A 26,978-nucleotide genomic window follows, 5' to 3' on the forward strand; every position below is an offset into this window, starting at 1 on the left:
GCTTACAGGCCAGTATGGCCGGCGATGAAGGCCTTGATCTGGCTGACGTCGTTGGCCATCACCTCGAAGCGCTGGGGCAGCTTCTCGATGCCTTCGAAGGCCGCCGGACGCTCCGGTTCATGGCCCAGCGCTTCGCGGATAGTGTCGGCAAACTTGGCCGGCAGCGCGGTTTCCAGCACCACCATCGGGACGCCCGCGCCGAGATGCTCGCGCGCCACCTTGATGCCATCGGCGGTATGGGTATCGATGGTGATGCCATAGCGCGCCGACAGGTCGCGGATGGTCGCCACGCGGTCCTCGTGTGTGCTGCGGCCCGAGACAAAGCCGAACTGGCCGCGGATACGATCGAATTCGGGCGTACCGGACAGGTCGAAACCGCCCTTCTCTTCGACGTCGCGGAACAGCGCCGCCAGCTTGCCGGCGTCCTGGCCGAGCAGGTCGAAAATAAAGCGCTCGAAGTTCGAAGCCTTCGAGATATCCATGCTCGGGCTCGACGTATGGTAGGTCTCGGCCGACTTGCGCACGCGGTACGCGCCGGTGCGGAAGAACTCGTCCAGCACGTCGTTCTCGTTGGTGGCCACCACCAGCTTGTCGATCGGCAGACCCATCATGCGCGCGATATGGCCGGCGCAGACGTTGCCGAAGTTGCCCGACGGCACGCAGAACGACACCTTCTGGCCCGGGCCCGTCGTCGCGAGCAGCCAGCCCTTGAAGTAGTACACCACCTGGGCCACCACGCGCGCCCAGTTGATCGAATTGACCGTGCCAATGCGCTGGCGTGCCTTGAATTCCAGGTCGTTCGAGACCGCCTTGACAATGTCCTGGCAGTCGTCGAACACGCCTTCCACCGCCAGGTTGAAGATGTTCGGGTCCTGCAGGCTGAACATCTGCGCGGTCTGGAACGCGCTCATCTTGCGGTGCGGGCTCAGCATGAACACGCGGATGCCGTGCTTGCCGCGCATCGCGTATTCGGCGGCGCTGCCGGTATCGCCCGAGGTGGCGCCCAGGATGTTGAGCTCCAGCCCGGCGCGGCCCAGCGCGTACTCGAACAGGTTGCCCAGCAACTGCATGGCCATGTCCTTGAAGGCCAGCGTCGGGCCGTTGGACAGGCCCAGCAGTTGCAGCTTGGCGCCGCCTTCTTCGCCGAGCGTGCGCAGCGGCGTGATGTCGGCGGTGTTGTCGCCGGGGCGGGCATTGCAGTACACCTCGGCGGTGTAGGTCTTGCGCGTCAGCGCGCGCAGGTCCTCGGCCGGGATGTCGTCGCAGAACTTGCTCAGGATCTCGAACGCCAGGTCGGCGTACGAGAGCTTGCGCCAGGCCTCCAGCTCATCGGCGGTGACCTGCGGATACTGCACGGGCAGGTACAGGCCGCCGTCCGGCGCCAGGCCGCCCAGCAGGATCTCGGAGAAGGATTGCGGCACTTCATGGCCGCGGGTCGACTGGTATTTCATGGGTCCGGAATATCCTGCCGCTCAGTTCAGTTCTTCCATGCGCAGGCGCGTGACCGCGGACAGCACGGTCGGCAGCGACTCGATCTTCGCGATGGCGGCATTGACGTGCTTCTCGCGCGTCACATGGGTCAGGATGATGATGTCGGTCTGCGGCTCGCCCTCGCGCGACTCCTTCTGCAGCATCGCGTCGATGGAGATGCCCCCTTCGGCCAGGATGCGCGTGATCTCGGCCAGCACGCCGGTCTCGTCCGCCACGCGCATGCGCAGGTAGTAGGCGCTGTTGATTTCCTCGATCGGCAGCACCGGCACGTTCGACAGCTCGTCCGGCTGGAACGCCAGGTGCGGCACGCGGTGGTTCGGGTCGGCGGTGTGCAGACGGGTCACGTCGACCAGGTCGGCGATCACGGCCGAGGCGGTCGGCTCGGCGCCGGCGCCCTTGCCGTAGTACAGCGTGGCGCCCACGGCGTCGCCCTGCACCAGCACGGCGTTCATTGCACCTTCCACGTTGGCGATCAGGCGCGTGGCCGGCACCAGCGTCGGGTGCACACGCAGCTCCACGCCGTCGTCGCGGCGGCGGGTAATGCCCAGCAGCTTGATGCGGTAGCCCAGTTCCTCGGCATACTTGATGTCGGTCGCGGCCAGCTTGGTGATGCCTTCCACGTGGGCCTTGTCGAACTGCACCGGCATGCCGAAGGCGATGGCGCTCATCAGCGTGACCTTGTGCGCGGCGTCGACGCCCTCGATGTCGAAGGTCGGGTCGGCCTCGGCATAGCCGAGCTGCTGCGCTTCCTTCAGGACCGTATCGAAATCCAGGCCCTTGTCGCGCATCTCGGACAGGATGAAGTTGGTGGTGCCGTTGATGATGCCGGCGATCCACTGGATGCGGTTGGCGGTCAGGCCTTCGCGCAGCGCCTTGATGATGGGGATGCCGCCGGCCACCGCTGCTTCGAACGCGACGATCACGCCCTTGCGGCGCGCGGCTTCGAAGATCTCGTTGCCGTGCACGGCCAGCAGCGCCTTATTGGCGGTGACCACGTGCTTGCCGTTCTCGATGGCCTTGAGCACCAACTCGCGCGCGATGCCATAGCCGCCGATCAGCTCCACCACGATGTCGATGTCCGGGCGGGTCACCACCAGGTTGGCGTCGTTGACGATCTCGACTTCGCCGTTGGTCAGCTCGCGTGCGCGCTCGGTGTTGAGATCGGCCACCACGGCGATCTCGATGCTGCGGCCGGCGCGGCGGCGAATTTCTTCCTGGTTGCGCTTGAGCACGTTGAACGTGCCGCTACCGACGGTACCGATGCCGAGCAGGCCAACTTTGATGGGGTTCATGGACAATCTGACTCTAGGTTGCTAAGGATGAGTTGCAGCGGCCGCCCGATCAGGCAGCCACCTTGCCGTGGCGTTTTCGGTACGCCTCCAGGAAGCGCGCGATGCGGTTGATCGCCTCGCGCAGGTCTTCCTCATGCGGCAGGAATACGATCCGGAAATGATCCGGCTTGGCCCAGTTGAAGCCGGAGCCCTGGACCAGCAGCACCTTGGACTCCTGCAGCAGTTCATAAATGAACTCCTGGTCGTCCTGCACCGGGTACATCGACAGGTCCAGCTTCGGGAACAGGTACAGCGCAGCCTTGGGCTTGACGCAGCTGACGCCGGGAATCGCTGTGATCAGCTCGTAGGCCAGGTCGCGCTGGCGGCGCAGGCGGCCGCCCTCGGCCACCAGGTCGTTGATGCTCTGGTAGCCGCCCAGTGCGGTCTGGATGGCCCACTGCCCCGGCACGTTGGCGCACAGGCGCATCGAGGACAGCATGTTCAGGCCCTCGATATAGTCCAGCGCCGGACGCTTGTCGCCCGACACCACCATCCAGCCCGCGCGGTAGCCGCACGAGCGGTAGTTCTTGGACAGGCCGTTGAACGTCACCGTCAGCACGTCGGTCGACAGCGAGGCGATCGACGTATGGGTATTGCCGTCGTACAGGACCTTGTCGTAGATCTCGTCGGCAAAGATGATCAGCCCGTGCTCGCGCGCGATGGCGACGATCTCCAGCAGCAGTTCGTCCGAGTACAGCGCGCCGGTCGGGTTGTTCGGGTTGATGATGACGATGCCCTTGGTATGCGGCGTGATGCGGGCGCGGATGTCATCCGGGTCAGGCATCCACTCGTTGGACTCGTCACAGATATAGTGGACCGGCGTGCCGCCCGACAGGCTCACCGCAGCCGTCCACAGCGGGTAGTCCGGTGCCGGCACCAGGACCTCGTCGCCGCTGTTCAGCAGCGCGTTGACCGCCATCACGATCAGTTCCGAGGCGCCGTTGCCCACATAGATGTCTTCCAGGCCGACGCCCTGGATATTCTTCTGCTGGGTGTAATGCATGATCGCCTTGCGCGCGGCGAAAATGCCCTTGGAATCCGAATACCCTGCCGAATTCGGCAGGTTGCGCATCATGTCCTGCTGGATTTCCTCCGGGGCATCGAAACCGAATACGGCCAGGTTGCCGATATTCAGCTTGATGATCTTGTGTCCCTCTTCCTCCATCTGCTTGGCCTTTTCCAGCACCGGGCCGCGGATGTCGTAGCAAACGTTATTGAGTTTGTTGGATTTCTGGATGGGTTTCACGGCGATATCGGCGGAGGCGAAAACTGCCGCGTCGGCGGCAGCGAACATGGGAATCCGGATGGAGTGTCTCGGGGCGCCGTCCGCTGCGATGCAATGCAGTCTTGCCGCGAATGTGGCAGACACGGAGGCAAAAGCTATAATTTATCGGATTATGACAGACTTCGGCAGCAATTCTTGCATTGCAGCGTGCCTCGGGGGAACCCGCCGCCGGCGCCTGCATCCCGCCGTCAACCCGCTGCCTGCCCGCGCTGCCGGCCATCCGCCCCGCGGAAGGCGTCGCTGCGCCAGCCAGGCGGCCTCCGGGGCCCCCAATTGAAACTTCACGCCGACCAGCCACAGGCGCTCAATACGGTCACGGCCTATGGGCCGGGCTACATTGAAATCAACCTGATACGTCACACCAACTCCATCCTGGTGCTTCCGGAGGGCGAGGTCCGTCCGTGGCCCGTGGACCGCTTCGAAGACCTCGAACCCGCGCATTTCGAGGCACTGGCCGAACTGGGGCCCGAAGTCGTGCTGCTGGGCACGGGTGCGCGCCTGCGCTTCCCGCATCCACGGCTGACCGCCTCCCTGGCCCGCAAGCACGTGGGGGTAGACGCCATGGACATGCAGGCCGCATGCCGCACCTACAATATCCTGATGGCCGAAGGCCGCAAAGTGGCCGCCGTGCTGCTGCTGGAGCCGGAAGCCGCGGCCGGCTGAGCTGTCATTGGCCGGACAGGAAAGTTAAGGAGGCGCCACGCTTGAAGTCCGGTCGAGCGCCCCAATCTGCTCCCCTCGTGACACAGGCGCACTACCCCTGCAGCCTTCGTCCGGACCCTCGCAGCCTCTCCGACACCGCCCCTCCCCTGGAGCCATAACAATGACAGTCAGTCTCAACAAGGCCGTACCCGACTTCAGCGCGCCGGTTACCGGCGACGGCGGCACCTTCCGCCTCTCCGAACAGCGCGGCAAGACCGTGGTGCTGTACTTCTACCCAAAGGACAACACCCCCGGCTGCACCACCGAGGCCATGAACTTCCGCGACCAGTACAACGACTTCGTCAAGGCCGGCGTGGTCGTGTTCGGCATCTCGCGTGACAGCCTGCGCTCGCACGAGAACTTCAAGGCAAAGCTCGAACTGCCGTTCGAACTGATCTCGGACCCGGACGAGGCAGTGTGCAATCTCTTCGATGTCATGAAGATGAAAAAGCTGTATGGCAAGGAGCACCGCGGCGTCGAGCGCAGTACTTTCATCCTCGACAGCAAGGGCATCCTGCGCCACGAACTGCGCGGCATCAAGGTGCCCAACCACGTGGACGAGGTGCTGGAGATCGTGCGCGGTCTCTGAAACGCCATCCACCATCATCCTTCCCTTTGCCGGCAGCGCTGCGGCAAGACGAGCCAGATTGGCATTGCCGCGACACCGCGCACACCCCGCGTGACTGGCAATTGCCAAACCGAAAACCTTCGGATACATTGGCCCGTAATGAGTTCAGATTCCGGATGCCACGCTGATTCGACTTCCCGGCCCAGGCGGTTCGCGCCGCAGGCCGGTGGCGGACCTGCCGTGTCGCCGGTCCGCAAGCAAGCCGCCAAACCTGTACCGCAGGGCTGGCGGCTTTTTTGTTTATCCGCTGCCCCGGGTGCCTCGCGCGTGCATGCTCCGGTGGCCGCTGGCATTCTCCTTGCGAGTTGCCGCACGGATAGATCCGTCCCAATCTTGTCCCCCTGAAAGGAAAGCCAAGCATGCCGCTGCCCACCATGCCCGCCAAGCCTGCCCAATTGCTGGATCCGAGCGAGTTCGCTCCGGTCACCGCGGTGCCCAAGGCCAAAGCCGTCGCACAGGGGAAGAAACCTGTGCCGGCACTCGAGCGCGTGGCATTGCTGGAAACCGGTGAAACGCAGGCGCCCGCTGTCAAGGCGCGCGCCGCCACCGGTACCCGCGCCCGCTCGACACCGACGCCATCCGTGCCGGCCACGCCGGTCGCCACAGCCCCGGTCAGCCTGGTCAAACCCGCAGCCGGCCCGACTCGCCGCGCGCGCAAGGCCGAAGGCCCGAGCAAGCTGTTCGTGCTGGACACCAACGTGCTGATGCACGACCCGAGCTCACTCTTCCGCTTCGAAGAGCACGACGTCTATCTGCCGATGATGACGCTCGAGGAGCTGGACAACCACAAGAAGGGCATGAGCGAAGTCGCGCGCAACGCCCGCACCGTCAGCCGCACGCTCGATTCGCTGGTGAGCGGCACCGGCGGCGTGCTCGATGAAGGCCTGCCGCTGGCCAAGCTGGGCAACCGCGACGCGCAGGGCAAGCTGTTCTTCCAGACGAAGCTCAACGACATCAAGCTGCCCGAGGGCCTGCCGCAGGGCAAGGCCGACAACCAGATCCTGGGCGTGGTCAGCGCGCTGCAGCAGCAGTACCCTGAGCGCCAGGTCGTGCTGGTGTCGAAAGACATCAACATGCGCATCAAGGCGCGCGCACTGGGGCTGCCCGCAGAGGACTACTACAACGACCAGGTCCTCGAAGACAAGGACCTGCTGTACGCAGGCGTGCTGCAATTGCCCGGCGACTTCTGGGCCAAGCACGGCAAGGGCGTCGAGAGCTGGCAGGACCCGAAGACCGGCGCCATGTTCTATCGCCTGACCGGTCCGCTGGTGCCGTCCTTCCTGGTCAACCAGTTCGTCTACCTGGAGCCGGTGGACGGCAGTCTGCCGCTCTACGCACAGGTCAAGGAGATCAACGGCAAGACCGCGCTGCTGCAGACGCTCAAGGACTACACACACCACAAGAACAACGTGTGGAGCGTGACCGCCCGCAACCGCGAGCAGAACTTCGCGCTCAATCTGCTGATGAACCCGGACATCGACTTCGTCACGCTGCTCGGCCAGGCCGGTACCGGCAAGACGCTGCTGGCGCTGGCCGCGGGCCTGGAGCAGGTGCTGGACCAGAAACTGTACAACGAGATCATCGTCACCCGAGCCACCGTGCCGGTCGGCGAGGACATCGGCTTCCTGCCTGGCACCGAGGAAGAGAAGATGCAGCCGTGGATGGGCGCCTTCGACGACAACCTCGAAGTCCTGCAGAAGAGCGACGACAGCGCCGGCGAATGGGGCCGTGCGGCGACACAGGAGCTGATCCGCTCGCGCATCAAGGTCAAGAGCATGAACTTCATGCGCGGCCGCACCTTCGTCAACAAGTTCGTCATCATCGACGAAGCGCAGAACCTGACGCCGAAGCAGATGAAGACCCTGGTCACGCGCGCGGGCCCAGGCACCAAGATCATCTGCCTGGGCAATATCGCGCAGATCGATACGCCGTACCTGACCGAAGGTTCGTCGGGCCTGACCTATGTGGTGGACAGGTTCAAGGGCTGGAGCCACAGCGGCCATATCACGCTGGCGCGCGGCGAGCGTTCACGCCTGGCCGATCACGCCGGCGACGTACTGTAAGGCGTTCCGCCGGCCTGCCCTCGCGGCCGGGCCGGCGGACATGGTTCGTGCCTGCGGCTTTCGGGCCGTGGGCGCGCATTCCGTTTGCTTTGGGATCGCTCGACAGGAGGCGTCGATGAGCCATCAGCAACCGCCCGGCTGGCAGTGTCAGCCGGACGCGCTGCGCGCGCGTGCCGTGCCTGGTCCGTGGCGCCACAAGCGCATGCTGGCACTCGCTGCACTGGCCGCCGTGGGCATGGCGCTGAGTACCGTCTGGCGGCCCGCGCACGCGGCCGACGAGATGGTGATCCGCACCATGGGCCCGGTGAGCTATGTCTGTGGCGGCATTGCCGAAGACGAGCGCAAGGAGCTGGCCGGCCTGGAAAAGAACTTCAATATGGGCATCCTGTTCACGCAGGGGAGCAACGGCGAATTCCTTTCGGATGTCGCCGTACGGCTGTTGCGCGACGAGCAAGAAGTTGCCGCCTTCCACGCCGCCGGCCCACGCTGCCTCATACGTGCGCCAGAAGGCAGTTACAATATCGAGGCCAGTTACAAGGGCCAGACCAAGACCATCAATATCGGCACCGGAAGCCGCGACGCTCAGTTGCGCTGGTAGTGGCGTGATCGGGGTCAGGGCTGGTGACCGACCCAGTAAGGATGCCTTCGCGCCGTTTCCTCCCCTCCTGCGCCATCCGCTTGCGCCTGCCCGCGGTTCCCGCCACGGCGCGGCTGCCGCTGGTTTTCGCCGCCGCGCTGCTGCTGGCGGCCTGCGCCGGCGCGCCGACTTCCCGCCATGCGGGCCTGCCCCGCACGCCGGGCAAGCCCATGATCGATCCAAGCGCGGGGCTCGAGGAAATCTCCATCCAGGCCATGTCGCTGGTCGGCACGCCCTACCGCTATGGCGGCAATACGCCCGACAGCGGCTTCGACTGCAGCGGCCTGGTCCGGTACGTGGTCGGGCGCGCCGCCAACGTCAACCTGCCCCGCACCACCGAAGCCATGGGCACGCGCGGCTCGGCGCTGGACCGCAGCGAGGTGGCCTCGGGCGACCTGGTCTTCTTCAACACCACGGGGCGCGCCAATTCCCATGTCGGCATCTATGTCGGCCAGAACCGCTTCGTGCACGCACCGTCCAGCGGCGGCACCGTGCGGCTCGAAGACATGGGCAAGCCTTACTGGGCGTCGCGGTACAACGGCGCGCGGCGCGTGGTGGCAGCCGTCAACCAGCCGCTGCCAGCCAGCCCCACCCCGGTGCAAGTGCCTCCGCCGGCTGCGCCGCCCGAACCCGCACCTGCTGTCGACGACGATCCGATCGCCGCCTTCGCCAACAAATAGCGACGCCCTGAACGACAAAGAGCCAGGCACTTGCCTGGCTCTTTGTCATGCGTAGAGGATCCGAGCTGCCTTACAGGATCTGGCGGCCAACCCACCACGCAATCGCGGACATGAACGCGGAAGCCGGAATCGTCAGCACCCAGGCCCAGACGATATTGCCGGCCACGCCCCAGCGGACCGCCGACATCTTCTGCGCCGAGCCCACGCCGACGATCGCGCCGGTAATCGTGTGCGTGGTCGACACGGGCACGCCCAGCGCCGACGCGAAGAACAGCGTCAGCGCACCGCCGGTTTCGGCGCAGAAGCCGCCAACTGGCTTGAGCTTCGTGATCTTCTGGCCCATGGTCCGCACGATCCGCCAGCCGCCGAACAGCGTGCCCATGCCGATGGCCACATAGCAGCTCACGATCACCCAGATCGGCGGCTCGCCGCCGGCGGCGACATGGCCGCTGGCGATCAGCAGCATCCAGATGATGCCAATGGTCTTCTGCGCGTCATTGCCGCCGTGGCCCAGGCTGTACAGCGAAGCCGACGCCAGCTGCAGCCGGCGGAACCAGCGGTCCACGCGCGAGGGCGGCGTGCGGAAGAAGGTCCAGCCCACGATCACCATCATCAGCGACCCGAGGATGAGGCCCAGCAGCGGCGAGATCACGATGAACGCCACCGTTTTCAGCAGCCCGTTACCCACCAGCGCGCCGGTGCCTGCCTTGGCCACCGCGGCGCCAACCAGGCCGCCGATGAGCGCATGCGAGGACGACGAGGGGATACCGTAGTACCACGTGATCCCATTCCAGGCGATGGCCCCGACCAGCGCACCGAATATCACGTAGTGGTCAACGATATTGACGTCTACGGTGCCAGTACCCACAGTGGCTGCCACCTTCAGATGGAAGATGAAGATCGCGATAACGTTGCACATTGCCGCCATCGCCACCGCGTGGTGCGGCTTGAGCACGCCCGTGGACACCACCGTGGCGATCGAGTTGGCCGCGTCGTGGAAGCCGTTCATGAAGTCGAACAGCAGCGCGAGCGCCACCAGCAGGCCGATCACCCACAGGCTCATTTGAATGGTATGCATTGCCGATTCCGCTCAGGCGTTTTCCAGGACGATACCTTCGATGATGTTGGCCACGTCCTCGCACTTGTCGGTAATCGTTTCGAGCTGCTCGTAGATGGCCTTCAGCTTGATCAGGCGCTTGACGTCGGTCTCGTCGCGGAACAGCTTGGACATGGCCGAGCGCATCACGCGGTCGGCTTCCGACTCGAGCTGGTCGATCTGCTGGGCGGTCTTCAGGATGGTGCTGGCGTTACCCATGTCCTCGAGCAGGCCCACCGCGATCTTGACCTGGTCGCAGCACTGCACGCAGATCGCGGCCAGGCGCAGCGCCTCGTCGGTCAGGCTGGTCACGTCGTACAGCGAGATGGTTTCCGCCACGTCTTCCATCAGGTCCAGGATGTCGTCCATGGTCGTGATGAGGTTGTGGATCTCGTCGCGGTCCAGCGGCGTGATGAAGGTCTTGTGCAGCAGGTCGATGGTGTCGTGCGTGATCCGGTCGGCCTTCTTTTCGGTCGCCTGGACACGGCGGGCATGCGCCTCGGCATTGGGCAAGTCGTTGACCAGCGCCTGCAATTCGTGGGCGGCGGTCACCGCGCAATCGGCATGCTGGTTGAAGTATTCGAAGAACTTGCCCTCGGTGGGCATGAATCGGCCGAACATGGAATGTTCCTTGTCGCAGCGCAGTGGCGCTGCCTGATTTGTTGCTGAGGGAATGCGAATGCGTCGCGCGACAGCGGCATTTCCGGCCGCTGTCATCAAAGCGCAATATTTTACAGGGTTGTGGCCTCAATGCCTGCCATATGTCGCAAACGAGACGTTCGGCGGCAGGCGGGCTTGACTTCAGGTGTCGTTGTCGAAGAAGGCCGGGCCGCCGCTGAAGTTGTCGAACTTGGTGAACTGGCCCAGGAAGGTCAGCCGCACCGTGCCGATCGGACCGTTACGCTGCTTGCCGATGATGATTTCGGCCGTGCCCTTGTCCTGCGAATCCGGGTTGTAGACTTCGTCGCGGTAGATAAACAGGATCACGTCGGCATCCTGTTCAATGGCGCCCGATTCGCGCAGGTCGGACATCACGGGGCGCTTGTTCGGACGCTGTTCCAGGCTTCGGTTGAGCTGCGACAGCGCGATCACGGGACAGTTCAGTTCCTTGGCCAGGCCCTTGAGCGAACGCGAGATTTCCGAGATCTCGGTCGCCCGGTTCTCGCCACCGCCGGAGCCGGACATCAGCTGCAGGTAGTCGATGATGATCAGGCCGAGCTGCCCGCACTGGCGCGCCAGTCGGCGCGAGCGCGCACGCAGTTCCATCGGGTTCAGCGCCGGGGTCTCGTCGATGAAGAGCTGCGCGTCGTTCATGCGCTGGATGGCATGGGTGAGGCGCGGCCAGTCTTCGTCGAGCAGGCGGCCGGTGCGCAGCCGGTGCTGGTCCAGGCGGCCGACCGAGCCCAGCATACGCATGGCCAGCTGGGTGCCCGCCATTTCCATGGAGAACACCGCGACCGGCAGCCCTTGCTCCACGGCCACGTGTTCGCCGATGTTCAGCGAAAATGCCGTCTTACCCATCGACGGGCGTCCCGCGACGATAATCAGGTCACCGGCCTGCATGCCGCTGGTCATCTTGTCGAGGTCGATGAAGCCGGTCGGCACACCGGTCACGTCGGTGGTCGAGTCACGGTGGTAGAGCTCGTCGATACGCTCGACCACCTGCGTCAGCAGCGGCTGGATTTCCTGGAAACCCTTCTGGCCGCGCGAACCTTCTTCAGCAATGGCGAAGACCTTGGATTCGGCCGCGTCCAGCAGTTCGCGGACCTCGCGGCCCTGCGGCGCGAATGCCGACGATGCGATGTCGTCCGCCACCGTCACCAGCTTGCGCAGCACCGCGCGCTCGCGCACGATCTCCGCGTAGCGGCGAATATTGGCGGCGCTGGGCGTGTTCTGCGCGAGCGAGTTCAGGTAGGCCAGTCCGCCCACCTCCTCTGCCTTGCCCGCCACCTGCAGCATCTCGTAGACGGTGATGACGTCCGCGGGCTTGGTGGCCGAGATCAGCTTCGCGATGCCCTGGAAGATCAGGCGGTGATCGAAGCGGTAGAAATCCGCCTCGGAAATGAAATCGGCAATACGGTCCCAGGCGGAATTGTCCAGCAGCAGGCCACCGAGCACCGATTGCTCGGCCTCGATCGAATGCGGCGGTACCTTGAGACTGTCGAGTTGGGGGTCGGCGACGGGCGCGTTCATGGGGTGGGATTATACCGGCGGGCGGACGCTGCCCGCCTGACATTTGAGCGGCAACAATTCGGCATCGGGCCTTGACAGCTCCGGGTGTGCAGCAAAAAAACCGTCCTGAAACGACTGCCGCAGACAAACAAAAAAGGCAGGAGCCTGGCTCCTGCCTTTTCGCTTGCTTGGGCCGGACGCGCCGACCAGGCAAGGTCTTGCTTAGACCTGCTCGCCCACGACGGCGACGGTCACGTCGACCACCACGTCAGTGTGCAGCGCGACGCTGACCGGATGGTCACCGACGGTCTTCAGCGGGCCATTCGGCAAACGAACCTGGGCCTTTTCCAGCTTGAAGCCTTGGGTATCCAGGGCAACGGCGATGTCGGCGTTGGTCACGGAACCGAACAGGCGGCCGTCCACACCCGACTTCTGGGTGATCTGGACGGTCAGGCCGTTCAGCTTCTCGCCTTCGGCTTGCGCGGCGGCCAGCTTCTCGGCTGCGGCCTTTTCCAGCTCGGCGCGCTTCACTTCGAATTCCTGGATCGCGGTTTGCGTGGCGCGGCGGGCCTTCTTGCTCGGGATCAGGAAGTTACGGGCGTAACCATCCTTCACCTTGACGATATCACCCAGGTTGCCCAGGTTGATCACTTTTTCCAGCAGAATAACTTGCATCGTGTTCTCTCCTTTACGGACCTATGGCCTGGGCTATCAGTTCTTGTGCAGGTCGGTGTACGGCAGCAGCGCCAGGAAGCGGGCGCGCTTGATGGCCGTGTCCAGCTGACGCTGATAGTGAGCCTTGGTACCGGTCAGGCGAGCCGGCGTGATCTTGCCGTTGTCGCCGATGAAGTCCTTCAGGGTGTCCAGATCCTTGTAGTCGATCTGTTCCACGCCAGCCACGGTGAAGCGGCAGAAGCGCTTGCGCTTGAACAGCGGGTTCTGTTGCTGAAAGCGCTTCTTGTTCTTGTTGTCACGTTTGATGAATGCCATGATTCAATCCTTTACGAATGCTTTACATCCAGTGATGTGAAAGACGAGGGCCTTGCTGTTGCGGTGCTTGCGAGCCAGGAATCCTTCGCAGTCGAGCAGCGTGCCGAGCGGCAACCGCTCCAGACGCTGGCCAACCTGGCCGATCCCCATCGCTGCAATGGCAAACTCGACCTGCCTCGGCGTATCCGCCTCGGTCGCCGCGCCGCTGTACTGCAGGATGCAGTTCACGACGGGCACGCCGGCCGGGGTGTACCTGAGGGCATCGCGCTCCGCCAATGTGGCGGCTAGCCGAAGCTGGTTCAACGCGCGGCCCCTTGCAGTGTGTTGCCCATGCCGCCGTGGTCAGTCCTGCCGGCCACGACTGGCACCGCAGTCCGCACTCAGGCGGCCTGGCCTTCGGTGGTCGTTTGCGCGGCCTTGCGGGCTTCTTCGCGCTGCACTTCCTTCATCATCGGCGAAGGAGCGGTCTCGGCCTTCTTGGTCTGCACGATCAGGTGACGCAGCACGGCGTCATTGAACTTGAAGGCGTGTTCCAGCTCGGCCAGGGTGTCCTTGCCGCATTCGATGTTGAAGCAAACGTAGTGAGCCTTGGCCAGCTTCTGGATCATGTAAGCCATCTGGCGACGGCCCCAGTCTTCCACGCGGTGAACCTGGCCGCCTTGCGACGTCACGAGCGACTTGTAACGCTCGATCATGGCCGGCACTTGCTCGCTCTGGTCCGGATGGACGATGAAGACGATTTCGTAATGACGCATTGACGCTCCTTTTGGGATGAGCCACCTGGGCGTCACGTCCAGTGTGGCAAGGTTGAATAGCCTTAAATTATAGCCCGACCATTGACAAATGCGCAACTGCTGTCATACAGAGGCGAATAGCGCCTGCAACCGATCCGGCTCGGCGGCCAGGCCTGGCTCCTGCGCCAGAGCCAGCAACAGCAACACCCTCGCCTTGTATGGATTGAGGTCTGCGGCGGATACGAACACGCCGGCAACAGGGTCCGCAACCGGCGGAATCGCCACATGGCCCGCCCCGGTACGCGAACTGCGCACCACGGCGACGCCGGTGGCCGCGGCATCCTTCAGCGCAGCGACCAGCGTCTCATGCACCGAGCCATTGCCCGCCGCCGCCACAACCAGGCCGCGCACGCCGGCGGCGACCATGGCATCCACCGCGACACGACCGGGCTGCGCATAGCTGGCGATGATCTCCACCTCCGGCCATTGCTGCGGCGCCGGCAAAGCTGCGTTGTCGGCCCGCACCGGCACGCGGGGAATGCGCACCAGGTCATCCTGCACGAAGCCCAGCGGCCCACACGATGGCGACACAAAAGCATCGACCGCCGACGTATGCGCCTTGGTCACGTCGCGCGCCGCATGGACCTGCTGGTTCAGCACCACCAGCACGCCCTTGCCGCGCGCATCCGGATGGGCGGCCACCCGCACGGCATCGAGCAGATTGAGCGGCCCGTCAGCCGACAGCGATGTGGACGGCCGCATCGCGGCAGTCAGCACCACGGGCACCGGACAGGCCTGCGTCAGGTGCAGGAACATGGCGGTCTCCTCGAGCGTGTCGGTGCCGTGCGTAACGACGATGCCGGCCACATCCGGCTCGCCAGACCAGTGCCGCACGCGTGCCGCCAGCGCCGACCAGAACGCAAATACCATGTCCTTGCTGTCGACCTGCGCCACCTGCTCGGCCTCGATCCTGGCCACCGACTGCAGCGCCGGCACGGCCGCCAGCAGCGTTGCCACGGGCACGGTGGCAGCCTGGTAGCGCGCGCTGCTGGCCGGGTTGGCGGAGCCGCCGGCAATGGTGCCGCCGGTGGCAAGGACGACGATGCGGGGAAACTGGGGCATGGGCAGGAAGGCAGGACGCCGGGGAACCGAAGTCCGCCGATTGTACCCGCGGCATGCCGTCAAACCGGAAGTCGAGGAGACGCTTCCGAAATTCTGCTTGCGCTTGCGCCGATACTGTATAAAATCACAGTCATACTGTTTAAACATACAGTGCCCGCCTGGCTGGCAGCCGTATCGCACCGGGGCACTCATCACGGAAGCGCTTCCATGGCGACCCTGACACCCCGGCAGCAGCAGATTTTCGACCTGATCCGCAACACGATCCGCGGCACCGGCTTCCCGCCCACGCGCGCCGAGATCGCCGCGGAATTCGGCTTCTCGTCGCCCAATGCCGCGGAAGAACACCTGCGTGCGCTGGCGCGCAAGGGCGTGATCGAACTGACGCCGGGCGCGTCGCGCGGCATCCGCCTGAAGGTAGCGCGCAGCGACTCCGAAACACCCGACCAGTTTTCGCTGCCAGTGTCCGGCATCATGCAGCTGACGCTGCCGCTCGTGGGCCGCGTGGCCGCCGGCAGCCCGATCCTCGCCGCCGAGCATATCGACCGCCAATACCAGGTCGACGCCTCCGTCTTCGACGAACGCCCCGACTACCTGCTGCGCGTGCGCGGTCTGAGCATGCGCGACGCCGGCATCCTCGACGGCGACCTGCTAGCCGTGCGCAAGGCCAGCGAAGCGCCCAACGGCAAGATCGTCGTGGCCCGCCTGGGCGATGACGTGACCGTCAAGCGCCTGCAGCGCCGTGGCGGCGCCATCGAGTTGATCGCAGAGAACCCGGACTTCCCGAACATCGTGGTCACGCCCGGGCGAGAAGAATTTTCGCTCGAAGGCATTGCCGTCGGGCTGATCCGCTCCTCGGGCTTCTGACCAGCGCGGCCAGCCGCGCGCTGGCCGCTCTCCCCTTGCTGTGCCGACGCCGCCCGCCTGACGGGTGTTGACCCCGCTTTTGCCAATCGAGAGGTGTAGCCATGCCGCAAACCAACCACATTGCCGCCGCCCGCCAGCCGGTCAAGCCGGTACCGTTCCGGCAATCGAAGGGCGTCCGCATCTACCAGGGCGCGCAGCGCCGCACCATGGTTGGCAGCATGGCGGCCATCTGCCGGATGCTGGAACTGGCCGAGCCGACCAAGCTCCTGGCCTGATCCGCGCCGACGGGAATCAGGAGGGGCGCCACGCCCCTCGTTGATGGCAGATTCATCGAGAATTGCATATTCTGCATATCTCATCTTCATTTGTTTTGTCTGCCGCACCTTTCCATCACGGGTGCGAGCTTCTAGCCTTCAGATAGCAGGCACAGCGCGCCCCGGAGCCGTCGGAGAGCGGCCCAACCGCAGCACGGCGCGCGGTCGAACCGGGCCGGCTCGCGCGCATTGCCGCCGGCCGCCCGTCTTGCGTTGCCGGGGGTATTTGCGAACGCCCGCGGCGCCGACGGCGCCGTCAGCGAATCCGCATGGGAGGCATCATGGCCACCATTGCGCTAACGGACGCCTTGCGCCGGGACTACGAGTCGCTGTTCAACAGCTGCGTCATCAGCGCCGCACGCGCGGCCGAGGTCGACGGGCTCGTCAGGACGCTGGTGCGCAACCAACCCCGCTACGAGGCGGCGAGTGCCATCTCTGGCGTGCCGTGGCACTTCATCGCGGTGATCCACAACATGGAATGCGGCCAGCGCTTCGACTGCCACCTGCACAATGGCGACCCCCTGAGCGCGCGCACCACGCACGTACCTGCCGGGCGCCCGCGCGGGAGCCCGCCGCCGTTCACCTGGGAAGACAGCGCGGCCGATGCGCTGGCCGTCAAGGGCCTTGGCGCGGCCACTGACTGGAGCCTGGCCGGCCTGCTCTACCAGGCCGAACGGTACAACGGCTTTGGCTACCGTTCCTACCATCCGCAGGTGCCGACGCCCTACCTGTGGAGCTTTTCCAACCACTACGTCCGAGGCAAGTACGTGGCCGATGGCACGTGGTCCGATACGGCGGTGTCGCGCCAGTGTGGCGTCGCGGTGCTGCTGCGGCGCCTGGCCGAGACCGGCGCCATCGGCTTTGCTGACCAGCTGGCGCGCACCGTGTCCGACGGGCCGCTGATCGTGCGCTATGCCGCGCGCAAGCCCACCGATCCCGCCGTGACTGCGCAAGCCGACGCGCTGCAACGCTGGCTGAATACCTACGCCGGCGTCTTCGTCAAGCTTGATGGCTATCCAGGCAAGCGTACTTCCGCGGCCTTTCGCGCCGTGACCGGGCACTACCTGCCGGGCGACCCGCGCTCCGCGGCATAGCTCCCGCCCAGGCCCCCGACCGCCCATGCCACGCAACTATTCCGAACTGGAAATCGTGATCGGCACGGATGCCACAGGCAGCTATGAGGCCGAGGCCAGGCACCGCGTGCCCGAAGGCGATGTCATCACCCCGCGCGTGCCGCTGCAACTGTCGCCCGACGACCCGGCCCTGCGCGACGCAGACCCGCAGGTGTGCGGCCGCGCGCTGGCCGCAAGCCTGTTTGCCGCGCCACCGCTGCGCGATGCCTTTGTCCGCGCACAGACATCCGCCGAGGAGCGCCATCTGGACCTGCGCGTGCGCCTGCGCATTGGCGTCGACGCGCGCGAACTGCACGCACTGCCGTGGGAAACGCTGTACGACCCCGCCGGCGAGCACGCGCTGTTCATCACCCAGCGCTGCTTCTTTTCGCGCTACCTGTTCTCGCGTGAAATGCGCCTGCCCCGTCTGCGTGCGAAGAGCGACGTCAGCGCGCTGGTGGTGGTGGCAAACCCGAGCGGGCTCGGGCCCGAACTCAAGCCGATCGACGCCCCAGCGGAAGCGGCGCGCGCCATCGCTGCGCTGGCGCCGATCCCGGCCAAGGCGCTGGCAGCGCCCGGCCACGCCACCATTGACCGCATCTTCGCGGCACTGCAGGAAGGCGCCGATGTGTTCTGCCTGGTGTGCCATGGCGCGCTCGTGGACGACCAGCCCATGCTCTGGTTCGAACAGGCCGACGGCAGCCGCGACCTCGTGGGCGGCAGCGTGCTGGTCAACCGCATCGGCACGCTCGAGCGCCCGCCCAGCCTGGTGGTGCTGTGCTCCTGCCAGAGCGCCGGCGCCGGTGCTGCGCGCAGTGCCAGCACGCTGATGGCGCTGGGCCCGCAGCTCGCACAGGCCGGCGTGCCCGCCGTGCTGGCGATGCAAGGCAATGTCGGCGTGGCCACCATGAACGCCTTCCTGCCGCTGTTCTTTGCCGAACTGCGCGAACACGGCGAAGTGGACCGCGCCGCCGGCGTGGCGCGCGCGGCGGTCAGCGAGTATCCGGACTGGTGGATGCCCGCAGTATTCACGCGGCTGGACAGCGGCCGCATCTTCTATCCGCCCGGTTTTGCACCCGATGAAGGCGATGGCGGCGACGCCTGGCGCGCCGTCATCGAGAACATCCGCCACGGAGAGACCACACCGATCCTCGGCCCCGCGATGAGCGAGACGGTGTTCGGCTCGCGCCTGCTGCTCGCGCAGATGTGGGCCGAGGCCTACCATTTCCCGATGGCCCCGCATGAACGCGACGAGCTGCCGCAGGTCGCCCAGTACCTGGCGGTCTCGCAGCAGGGCGTACTCCCGCGGCGCCTGTTCTACAAGTTCGCGTACCAGCATATCGTGCAGCAATACCGCGACCTGCTGCCCCCTGAACTGCTGGCGCTGAAGAACGAGGACATCATCGCGCAGCTTGGCGACGTGGTGAGCGCCATGGGCCGCGCGCAGCGCGACCGCGAGCCGCAGAGCCCCTACCGTGCCATGGCACGGCTGAAGCTGCCGGTCTATCTGAGCACCGACCCCAGCGACCTGCTGGCCGACGCCCTGCGCGAGAACGGCGCCGACCCGAGCGTCCGGCTATGCCGCTGGAACCGCCAGGCCGAAGCCTGCGACGATGCGCTGGCCGAAGGCCGCAAGCGCGCGGCGCCGACCGCGCAAGCACCAATGGTACTCAAGCTCTTCGGCGACCTGCGCGAACCGGGCTCGCTGGTGCTCACCGAAGACCAGTACTTCGACTACCTCACCACCGTGTCGGTCAACCGCAATGCGATTCCGCTCGCGGTGCGCGCGCGCCTGAACGACAGTGCCCTGCTCTTTGTCGGCTTCGACGTGCAGTCGTGGGAATTCCGCATCCTGTTCCGCAGCATCCTGAACCTGGAAGGCGCCGACCTGCGCCAGGAATACCAGCACCTGTCGGCGCAGCTCGACCCCAACAGCATCGTCGACCCGGTCAGTGCGCGCCGCTACCTCGAACGCTATTTCCAGGACAAGGCCAGGCTCAAGCTGTACTGGGGCGATGTCGGCATGTTCACCGCAGAGCTGCTGCAGCGCATGGAGCCATGACATGGCACACGCCAGCCCCGGCCCCTACATCGGCCCGACCCCGCTCGACGAAACCGATCCGATCTTCGGGCGCGATGCCGAGATCGAAGAGCTGCGCGACCGCCTGATCGCCGACCGCATCGTGCTGCTGTACTCGCCCTCGGGCGCGGGCAAGACCTCGCTGATCGAAGCCGGGCTGCGCCCGCGGCTGGCCGACCGCTTCGACGTGCTGCCCACCGCGCGTGTCAGCGCACCTTACGGCGGCGCCAACCGCTACGTCACGAGCGTGCTGCATTGCTGGGCCACGCGCACCGGCGTGAAGCCGCGAGCAGACGACACCCTGCTATCGTGCCTGTCCCGCCTGCAGAACCAGGCCACCGGCGCCAGGCCAAGACGGCTGATGATCGTGCTCGACCAGTTCGAGGAGATCTTCACGCTGGACAACGACGACACCGCGCAGAAGCGCGAGTTCTTCACCCAGCTCGGCGACGTGCTCGAGCATGGCGCCAGCCCGGTCTGGGCGCTGGTGTCGATGCGCGAGGAATACTTTTCATGGCTCGATGCCTACCGCGACCTGGTCCCGACGCGGCTCACCAACACCATGCGCATCGACCTGCTGACGCGTGAGCAGGCCCTGCAGGCGCTGATCGGCCCTGCTGCGGCCGTGGGCGTGGATTTCCGCGAAGACGCCGCGCAACGGCTCGTGCACGACCTGGCGCAAATCCGTACGCGCAACGCCAACGGGCAGGCCGTCATGCGCGAGGGGCGCTTCGTCGAGCCAGTCCAGTTGCAAGTGGTGGGCCTGAGCCTGTGGCGGCAATGCTTCGGCGATGCCGGCACGCCGCCCGCGGGCGCCGCCATCACGCTCGACCAGGTACAGCAACTCGACACCGGCGCCGCGCTGGCGTCGTACTGCAACCTGGCCCTGGACGCCGCGGCACCGACCCGCGCGCGGCAGCGCGTGGTGCGCGAATGGATCGAGAGCCGGCTGATCACGGCCGCCAATATGCGCGCGCAGGCCACGCTCGACGCCGGCGTGCGCGCATCGCCAACGGCGGCGGAACTTGGCGTGCTGCAGCAATACCACCTCGTGCGCGCGCAGAGCCGCCAGGATGCGCAATGGTATGAACTCACGCATGACCGGCTGACCGAACCGCTGCGCGCCAGCAATGCCCAATGGCGGGCGCAGTACCTGCCGCACTGGAAACAGCTCGCGCGCGCATGGGCGCTATCGGGCGAGAACCCCGGCGTATTCGGCAAGCTCACGTCCACCGAAGAGCTCGACGACACCCTGCTCGAACCGGAAGACATGCACAGCGAAGCCGAGAACCGCTTCCTGGCCGCCTACCGGCGCAACCGCGAATCGCGCGCCCGCGCGCGCAAATGGCGCATATTGGGCTATGCGCTGGGCCTGGTAACGTTGTTCTTCCTGATCGGCTTCGTGCTGTCGGCGTGGCAGCTGCGATCGACCAAGCAGGATCTGGCGCGCCAGAACGCGCTGTTTTCCTTGCTCAATTCTCGCCCTGCCCCGGATGCCGCATTACTGGCGGCGGTGGAAGGCACGCGCGGCCAGCACGGGCACGATCGCCCCGGCAATGCCTTCGACTTCCGCCGCCCGCTGCTTGGCACACTGCACCGCGCGCGCCACATCGAGGCCTACCTGGCCCGCGCCGACGGCCGCATGACCGAAGTCCAGGCCGATGCCACGCACCGCGTCACGGCACGCCTGGAAGCCGGACGCTGGACCGTCGAGATCACGGAACTGGCGCCGGGCGGACGCAGCGCCAGGCTCGACGAAACGCAACTGCGCAACCAGCATCCGCAAGGCGTGCGTGCGTTCGCGCTGGCGGGCGCCGGAACGCTCGCCACGGGCGGGCAGGATGGCAGCGTGGCCTTATGGAGCATCGCGCAGCCGGGGCGGGCCACGCGGCTTGCGCTGCCGCGCGGTGCACGCCCCGAGAGTGGATGGGGTCCGGTTTCCGCGCTGGCCAGCGACGGCCGCCGGCTGGTGGCCGGCTTCGAAGGCGGGCGCGTGGTCATGTGGGACCTGGCCCGTGCAGGCGGCAACTGGCAGCAACCCGTCGCGACCGGCCGTGCGCACGCCATGCGCGTCACCGGCCTGGCACTGTTCGACAATGGCCGCCAGCTCGCCACCGTATCGCGCGATGGCAAGGCGCGGCTCTGGCGCTTGCCGGAGAATTCGGCGCCCGGGCCAGCGCTGCTCGCTGGCCCGGCGCAGGAATTGCCTTCCCCACCGGGAAATGCCGACTGGTTCTCCGGCTACCACAGCGTGGCCGTCAGCCCTGACAGCAGCCTGGTCGTAGCCGGTACCCGGGGCGGCCGTATCGATGTCTGGCGCGCGGCGGATGGCGGACGCTGGCCGCGCCCGCTGTCCGGTCACGACGATGCCGTTGCGCGGCTGGTATTCACGAACGCGCGGCAACTGCTTTCCGGCGGGTGGGATGGCCGCGTCATCAAATGGCAGCTCGACCCCGAAGGCATGCAAGTCGTGCGCCACGAGCTGATCGACCTGCCCGCCCAGATCACCGGCCTGGCGCCAGGCGGACACCAGCAACTGCTGGCCTCCACCGAACAGGGCGAACTGCTGCAGATGCGCGTGGATACGCCACGCAATCCGGTCGCGCGCATTGTGGCGCGCAAACAGGATGGCGCGCCCCCGCAGTTGCTGGCCCTGGGCGGCAGTTCCCCTTCACAGGCCGCCGCCAGCGATAGCCAGGGCCTGACGATGCTTCAGGCCGAAGGCGCACAACCAGCCGTGCGCCGCCTGCCCGGGCAGTTCCAGGCGCCCGTCGCCGCGCTGGCATGGGCACGCGGGGCGCAACGCCTGGCACTTGCCGATGCAGGCGGAAATGTGTGGATCGTCGGTACGGACGGCACCGGCCGGCTCCTGCCTGAGGCAAGGGCTGGCACCCAGGCCCGCCTCGCGCTCAGCGCAGGCGCCGACCTGCTCGCGATCCGCTCTGGCGAGGCCGGCAGTGGCCGTCGCCTGCAGATATGGCGCATCCCCGCGGCAGGCAAGGCCGACGCCGCACCGCCGTGCCAGGTGCCGCTGCCCGACGATCTCGCCCGCGCCACCAATGCCGTGTTCCGCCCGGGCAGCAGCGAGCTGGCCGTCTCCGACGACGACCGGCTCAGCCTGTGGCGCATCGAAACCTCCGGCCCCGATTGCGCCAGCGCGCGGGCCACGCCGGTGCTCCAGTTCCAGGACCTGCCGCGGGGCCAGATCACGAGCCTGGCCTTCAGCCACCAGGGCGATGCGCTGGTCGCGGGCAACTACCTCGGCAAGGTATTCCGGTTGGCGCTTGGGCAGGCGCCGTCGGACCCCGCCCGGACAGCGGGTGCGCCCGTACTCCTCAAGCAGGACGCGTCCGGCGTCATCACCTCGCTTGCCGTGCCGGACGCACCGTTCGTCGTGGCAGGCGACGACCACGGCAACCTGTTCCTGCTCGACAGCCATGCCGACCGTCCGCTCCCGATTCCCCAGGCGCTGTACCACGATCCGCGCCAGCCCGTCGCCCAGCTTTCCGTCAGCGACGACGGACGCTGGCTCTATGCCGCCGGCACTGAAGTCGCCGCCGTGTGGGATCTCGACCTCGACGCGTGGCGCCGGCAAGCCTGCGCGATCGTCGGGGGCGGCTTCACGGCGCGGCAGAAGGCCGATTACTTCAAGGCCGACACGCCGCAGCCGGATGCGTGCGAGACGCGCTGATCCCAGTGCATGCAAGAGGAGGCCCGCCATGCCAATCCAGACCATCGCCGCCACCGGCACCACATACGCCCTGATCGCGCTGGACACCGACGGCAGCGAGCGTAACGACGACCCAGATGCCGCTGGCGGCCAGCCCGGCCGCTTGTCCGACCGCCTGCTGGCGCAGTGGCGCGGCGGCCCCGCGCCAACGGACATCTTCCTGTGGAGCCACGGCTGGCAAGGCGACATCCCGGCCGCACGCAGCCAGTATGACCGCTGGATCGGCGCATTCAGCGCCTGCGCCGTGGATGAGCAGGAAATGCGCGCACTGCGGCCCGGCCTTGCGCTGGCCCATATCGGCGTGCACTGGCCAAGCCTGCCTTGGGGCGACGAGGAACTGGGCGATACCGCAAGCTTCGCCGCACCCGCGCACGCAGGCAAGGACGCGATGATCGACGCCTACGCGCAGCGCCTTGGCGACACGCCACAAATGCGCGAAGCGCTCGCTGTCATCGTCGAAGCCGCGCGCACCGGGGCCGATGCGGCGCGGCTGCCGCCCGAGGTGCGGCAAGCCTACCTGAAGCTCGACCAGGCGCTTGCGCTGGGCGCCGGTGGCGCGGATGGCGATGCCGGCGCCGACCGGCTGCCGTTCGACCCCGATGCCTCATTCACCGAGGCCAGCCAGCTCAGCGCCGCATTCGGCGCGCCTTCGCTGGGCGGCATCCTCGCGCCACTGCGCCAGCTTTCGTTCTGGACCATGAAAAAGCGCGCACAGACGGTGGGCGAACAAGGCGTGCACGCCCTCGTCAATCGCCTGCTCGAAAGCCTGCCCGATGCCCGCGTGCACCTGATGGGCCACAGCTTCGGCTGCATCGTCATGTCGGCGGCTCTGGGCGGGCCCGGCGGCACCGCCGCGTTGCGCCGGCCGGTGGATTCGTGCGTGCTCGTGCAAGGTGCAATGTCGCTGTGGGCCTATGCCCCATCGATCCCGGTACGTCCGGACTCGGCAGGCTATTGCCATCGCCTGCTGCCGGACGGCAAGCTCCGCGGGCCGCTGGTCGTCACGCGCTCGCGGCACGACACCGCGGTGTGCGAGCTGTATCCGTGGGCCGCGGGCGTAGCGGGACAGGTTGCGTTCGAGGCAGCGCAGGCCTATCCCACGTTCGGCGCGATCGGCGCCTTCGGCATCCAGGGCGTGGGCACCGCAGCCGACACCGCCATGCTCGATATCGACGGGCGCTACGTCATGCCCGGCGGGCGCGTGCTGAATGTCGAGGCCAGCGACTATATCTGCCACAAGTCCGGCATCTCGGGCGCGCACAACGACATCAGCGGGCCGCAGGTCGCGCACCTGATCTGGCAGGCCGCGCAGGCAAGCGCCACGGAGGCACCATGAGCGACAACGCCCTGCCCATTGCACTGGGCGTTTATGCCGACACCGGACAGCCGCTGCCGGACCTCGATGAAGCCGGCATCAATGCCTTCTGCACACGCGAACAGGCGGGCCGCCGCGCCCCGGAGCGCGCCGCGGAAAAGGCACGCCAGGTCGATACGTATGCGGTCATGGGCGATGTGGATGCCGACAATCTCGCGGAAGCCGGCTGGGGCTTGCTGTTTGCCGCGGACACCGATCCGGCGCCTTACCTCGAAGCCTTGTCACCGCTGATCGAACGACGGCGCGCGGAAGCAGGCGACATCAAGATCTTCCACGGCACGGACGGATGCTTGCCCGGCGATACCGCCGCGACCTGGCTGGCGCGGCACAAGGTATCGCTGAATGTCGTCGACCCGGCGCTGGGCGTACCGTATTACCTGGCCCTGGTCGGCCCGCCCGGCAAGATCCCGTTCGCCTTCCAGTACACGCTGGACCTTTATTGGGCAGTCGGCCGGATGGATTTTTCCGAGCTGGAAGACTATCGGCGCTATGCCGATAGCATCGTCGCCTACGAAAGCGCCCCGACGGTGCCGTCGCGCCGCAACGTCGCCCTCTTCGCCACCTGCCACGACTTCGACCGCGCTACGCAGATGCTGACACGCCAGCTTGCCACGCCGCTGACCATGGGCACGGAGCAGATCAAGCCGCTCGGCGAACGGCAAGGCTTTGCCATGCGGGCCTTGCTCGGCGATGCGGCGACCAAGGCTGCACTGTCCGGCCTGCTGCGCGGCGGCGGGCCGGACGGCGCGCCTGCCGTACTGCTGACCGGATCGCACGGCATGTGCCTGCGTGCCGACGACAACCGGATTGCCGAGATACAGGGCGCGCTCGTCTGCCAGGATTGGCCAGGCTATGGCGCCATCGACGCCAGCCACTGGTTTGCCGCCAGCGACATCCCCGCCGACGCGCAATGCCATGGCCTGATCCACTTCTGCTTTGCGTGCTTCGGCGCGGGCTCGCCCGAACTGGACAACTTCGGCGCGCCCGGCGGCGACAGCCACCGCATCGCCCCCTGCCCGTTCACAGCACGCTTGCCCCAGCGCCTGCTTGCCCATCCGCATGGCGGCGCACTGGCCGTCCTGGGCCACGTCGACCGGGCCTGGGCCTACAGCTTCCAATCCGAGCGCGCCGATCCGCAAACCCAGGGCTTCCGCGACGTGATAGGCAGCCTGCTGCGCGGGCAGCGCGTGGGCCAGGCCACCGACCGCTTCAATATTCGCTGGGCAGCGCTCAGCACCGAACTGGCCGACGTGCTGCGCGATCGCAGTGCGGGAGCGGAGATCTCCGAGACGGAACTCGCGTTGCGATGGATCGCGCGGGACGATGCGCGCAACTATGTGGTGCTGGGTGACCCGGCGGTGCGGTTGCGCGTGCGGGAGATGGAAGTGTAGTACGGTGAATGCGACGGCTAATCGTTGGCGTCGCCGGAGATCTGATCGATCTCATGCTTCGCAACTGCATAGGCTGCATCGATCGCACTGTCTTCCGACACCGCGAGCGCGCCGGCGTTATGTCGATGCCCATGCCCACGGATGACAAACGACCAGTCCCATTGCCCGCCTGGGGCCTTGATTGCCTGAATCGAGATTTCGCGGCTCTTGTATCGAAATTCCATAGCGGTCTCCCGGTGCCCAACCCATCGTAGCATGAAGATCCTGACCACTCAGACCGCCGCTGGCGATTCCGGCGTCCTGCTCTCGGACTGCGGGCAGTATCGTTATCGGCTCTGGCGTGAATGGGATCGCAGCCGGCCGGGGCTTGGGTTCATCATGCTGAATCCGTCGACGGCTGACCATCTGGTCTGCGATCCGACGATCACGCGCTGCCTGCAACGTGCTCGGATGGCTCGATACGGCAGGCTGGAGGTCGTGAATCTGTTTGCACTGCGCTCAACAAACCCGGATGTGTTGTTGAAGCATCCTGCCCCGCTTGAGGATCGACCGGATCGCAATGATGAAGCCATCATGGATGCCATCGAATGCTGCGCGATGATGATTTGCGCATGGGGCGCGCATAAGGCGGCTCCGGCACGAGCCGGGGAAGTCTTGCGGAGAATCCGGATGCGTGGCTTTGGCGCGCTGCTCTATCACCTCGGGGTGAACCGGAATGGGAGCCCCAGGCATCCGCTCTATGTCGCCGCAACGATTCTCCCGCAGCCTCTTGCAACGACAGCAGTGCCGCACGTTGCGTGAACGACCGTTCGGGATAGCGTCGCAAGCCTGGTGTCGCAAGAGATCGAAACTCAGATCGCAGGCTCCGGCACCTTCGCTTTCTTGCCCAGGATGGCCATCAGGACCAGGCCGAGAGACGGGGTGAAGATCATCGAGAAGATCAGCCAGACTGCGCCGGAGCGGCCCAACATGTGCGCCAGCAGGCCGACCGCGAAAGAGAAAAGGAACCAGAAGGCAATGGCAAACATGGTGGCAATGCAGATAAGTTTGTTACGACACCAGTATGCGAAACCAGCCCGGAGTTGTTTGACCTCATGGGACAATTGCTTTGCATTCCGGGACACCAAGGGTTAGGCCTGAGCCGATGGATTGGCGCCTGCCGCACATTGACGAAAGGTAAG

General features: G+C 66.1%; 26 protein-coding genes. 13 read left to right on the top strand and 13 right to left on the bottom strand.

Features of this window, described 5'->3' with window-relative positions:
* Positions 1-2: 2 nt before the first annotated feature.
* From thrC to LDO29_RS21650, 3 genes are read right to left on the bottom strand one after another with little or no spacing between them, the layout of a single operon-like run.
* On the bottom strand, positions 3-1,451 hold the full coding sequence (thrC, locus tag LDO29_RS21640) for a threonine synthase (protein ID WP_224081791.1): 1,449 nt from the start codon (positions 1,449-1,451) through the stop codon (positions 3-5).
* A gap of 21 nt (positions 1,452-1,472) precedes the next feature.
* Positions 1,473-2,783: a homoserine dehydrogenase gene (locus tag LDO29_RS21645; protein ID WP_224081792.1), complete on the bottom strand. Its 1,311-nt coding sequence runs from the start codon at positions 2,781-2,783 to the stop codon at positions 1,473-1,475.
* A gap of 49 nt (positions 2,784-2,832) precedes the next feature.
* Positions 2,833-4,068, bottom strand: coding sequence for a pyridoxal phosphate-dependent aminotransferase (locus LDO29_RS21650; RefSeq protein WP_224081890.1), 1,236 nt, complete (start codon positions 4,066-4,068; stop codon positions 2,833-2,835).
* A 312-nt stretch (positions 4,069-4,380) separates the two neighbouring features.
* Here LDO29_RS21650 and LDO29_RS21655 point away from each other — a divergent pair, with 312 nt between their 5' ends.
* The 5 genes from LDO29_RS21655 to LDO29_RS21675 all read left to right on the top strand — a co-directional run bounded on the left by LDO29_RS21655 (position 4,381) and on the right by LDO29_RS21675 (position 8,817).
* Entirely contained in the window at positions 4,381-4,770 is a 390-nt protein-coding gene (locus LDO29_RS21655; RefSeq protein ID WP_224081793.1) for an Mth938-like domain-containing protein, read from the top strand.
* Positions 4,771-4,930: 160 nt separating this feature from the next.
* Positions 4,931-5,398, top strand: a complete 468-nt coding sequence (locus LDO29_RS21660; protein ID WP_224081794.1) for a peroxiredoxin — start codon at positions 4,931-4,933, stop codon at positions 5,396-5,398.
* A gap of 398 nt (positions 5,399-5,796) precedes the next feature.
* Complete coding sequence (locus tag LDO29_RS21665) at positions 5,797-7,500, top strand: PhoH family protein (RefSeq protein ID WP_224081795.1); 1,704 nt, start codon at positions 5,797-5,799, stop codon at positions 7,498-7,500.
* Between the two features lie 115 nt (positions 7,501-7,615).
* The gene (locus LDO29_RS21670) at positions 7,616-8,098 is read left to right on the top strand and encodes a hypothetical protein (RefSeq protein WP_224081796.1); all 483 of its coding nucleotides are present in this window, start codon (positions 7,616-7,618) and stop codon (positions 8,096-8,098) included.
* A 41-nt stretch (positions 8,099-8,139) separates the two neighbouring features.
* On the top strand, positions 8,140-8,817 hold the full coding sequence (locus LDO29_RS21675; protein ID WP_224081797.1) for a C40 family peptidase: 678 nt from the start codon (positions 8,140-8,142) through the stop codon (positions 8,815-8,817).
* A gap of 70 nt (positions 8,818-8,887) precedes the next feature.
* On the opposite strand, the gene LDO29_RS21680 is transcribed toward LDO29_RS21675, so the two are convergent.
* The 8 genes from LDO29_RS21680 to LDO29_RS21715 all read right to left on the bottom strand — a co-directional run bounded on the left by LDO29_RS21680 (position 8,888) and on the right by LDO29_RS21715 (position 14,931).
* Entirely contained in the window at positions 8,888-9,895 is a 1,008-nt protein-coding gene (locus LDO29_RS21680; RefSeq protein ID WP_224081798.1) for an inorganic phosphate transporter, read from the bottom strand.
* 12 nt (positions 9,896-9,907) lie between these two features.
* On the bottom strand, positions 9,908-10,534 hold the full coding sequence (locus LDO29_RS21685) for a DUF47 domain-containing protein (RefSeq protein WP_224081799.1): 627 nt from the start codon (positions 10,532-10,534) through the stop codon (positions 9,908-9,910).
* A gap of 180 nt (positions 10,535-10,714) precedes the next feature.
* Positions 10,715-12,106, bottom strand: coding sequence for a replicative DNA helicase (locus tag LDO29_RS21690; RefSeq protein ID WP_224081800.1), 1,392 nt, complete (start codon positions 12,104-12,106; stop codon positions 10,715-10,717).
* 201 nt (positions 12,107-12,307) lie between these two features.
* Positions 12,308-12,760: a 50S ribosomal protein L9 gene (gene rplI / locus LDO29_RS21695; protein ID WP_224081801.1), complete on the bottom strand. Its 453-nt coding sequence runs from the start codon at positions 12,758-12,760 to the stop codon at positions 12,308-12,310.
* A gap of 36 nt (positions 12,761-12,796) precedes the next feature.
* Entirely contained in the window at positions 12,797-13,075 is a 279-nt protein-coding gene (gene rpsR / locus LDO29_RS21700) for a 30S ribosomal protein S18 (protein ID WP_022535681.1), read from the bottom strand.
* 3 nt (positions 13,076-13,078) lie between these two features.
* A complete protein-coding gene (priB, locus tag LDO29_RS21705; RefSeq protein ID WP_224081802.1) occupies positions 13,079-13,378 on the bottom strand; it encodes a primosomal replication protein N in 300 nt (99 codons plus the stop codon).
* Between the two features lie 77 nt (positions 13,379-13,455).
* Complete coding sequence (rpsF, locus tag LDO29_RS21710) at positions 13,456-13,830, bottom strand: 30S ribosomal protein S6 (protein WP_224081803.1); 375 nt, start codon at positions 13,828-13,830, stop codon at positions 13,456-13,458.
* A gap of 102 nt (positions 13,831-13,932) precedes the next feature.
* Positions 13,933-14,931 carry an asparaginase gene (locus LDO29_RS21715; RefSeq protein ID WP_224081804.1) on the bottom strand — a complete coding sequence of 333 codons (999 nt, stop codon included), beginning with the start codon at positions 14,929-14,931 and terminating at the stop codon, positions 13,933-13,935.
* Positions 14,932-15,138: 207 nt separating this feature from the next.
* On the opposite strand from LDO29_RS21715, the gene lexA reads away from it, so the two are divergent.
* The 7 genes from lexA (at position 15,139) to LDO29_RS21750 (ending at position 25,797) form a co-directional block, all read left to right on the top strand.
* Positions 15,139-15,795, top strand: a complete 657-nt coding sequence (lexA, locus tag LDO29_RS21720) for a transcriptional repressor LexA (protein WP_224081805.1) — start codon at positions 15,139-15,141, stop codon at positions 15,793-15,795.
* A gap of 101 nt (positions 15,796-15,896) precedes the next feature.
* On the top strand, positions 15,897-16,070 hold the full coding sequence (locus tag LDO29_RS21725; RefSeq protein ID WP_224081806.1) for a hypothetical protein: 174 nt from the start codon (positions 15,897-15,899) through the stop codon (positions 16,068-16,070).
* 320 nt (positions 16,071-16,390) lie between these two features.
* The gene (locus LDO29_RS21730) at positions 16,391-17,203 is read left to right on the top strand and encodes a hypothetical protein (RefSeq protein ID WP_224081807.1); all 813 of its coding nucleotides are present in this window, start codon (positions 16,391-16,393) and stop codon (positions 17,201-17,203) included.
* Positions 17,204-17,228: 25 nt separating this feature from the next.
* Complete coding sequence (locus LDO29_RS21735) at positions 17,229-19,283, top strand: CHAT domain-containing protein (protein WP_224081808.1); 2,055 nt, start codon at positions 17,229-17,231, stop codon at positions 19,281-19,283.
* Between the two features lies 1 nt (position 19,284).
* Complete coding sequence (locus LDO29_RS21740; RefSeq protein WP_224081809.1) at positions 19,285-22,992, top strand: nSTAND1 domain-containing NTPase; 3,708 nt, start codon at positions 19,285-19,287, stop codon at positions 22,990-22,992.
* Positions 22,993-23,020: 28 nt separating this feature from the next.
* A complete protein-coding gene (locus tag LDO29_RS21745) occupies positions 23,021-24,367 on the top strand; it encodes a hypothetical protein (RefSeq protein ID WP_224081810.1) in 1,347 nt (448 codons plus the stop codon).
* Positions 24,364-25,797: a C25 family cysteine peptidase gene (locus tag LDO29_RS21750; RefSeq protein WP_224081811.1), complete on the top strand. Its 1,434-nt coding sequence runs from the start codon at positions 24,364-24,366 to the stop codon at positions 25,795-25,797. Before LDO29_RS21745 ends, LDO29_RS21750 begins: the two co-directional genes overlap by 4 nt.
* A gap of 17 nt (positions 25,798-25,814) precedes the next feature.
* Here LDO29_RS21750 and LDO29_RS21755 read toward each other — a convergent pair whose 3' ends face one another.
* Positions 25,815-26,021: a hypothetical protein gene (locus LDO29_RS21755; RefSeq protein WP_224081812.1), complete on the bottom strand. Its 207-nt coding sequence runs from the start codon at positions 26,019-26,021 to the stop codon at positions 25,815-25,817.
* A gap of 31 nt (positions 26,022-26,052) precedes the next feature.
* Here LDO29_RS21755 and LDO29_RS21760 point away from each other — a divergent pair, with 31 nt between their 5' ends.
* The gene (locus tag LDO29_RS21760; protein ID WP_224081813.1) at positions 26,053-26,598 is read left to right on the top strand and encodes a DUF1643 domain-containing protein; all 546 of its coding nucleotides are present in this window, start codon (positions 26,053-26,055) and stop codon (positions 26,596-26,598) included.
* A 50-nt stretch (positions 26,599-26,648) separates the two neighbouring features.
* Here LDO29_RS21760 and LDO29_RS21765 read toward each other — a convergent pair whose 3' ends face one another.
* Positions 26,649-26,825, bottom strand: a complete 177-nt coding sequence (locus LDO29_RS21765) for a hypothetical protein (protein ID WP_224081814.1) — start codon at positions 26,823-26,825, stop codon at positions 26,649-26,651.
* Positions 26,826-26,978 lie beyond the last annotated feature (153 nt).

This window comes from Cupriavidus laharis (assembly GCF_914271435.1).
Classification (GTDB): domain Bacteria; phylum Pseudomonadota; class Gammaproteobacteria; order Burkholderiales; family Burkholderiaceae; genus Cupriavidus; species Cupriavidus laharis.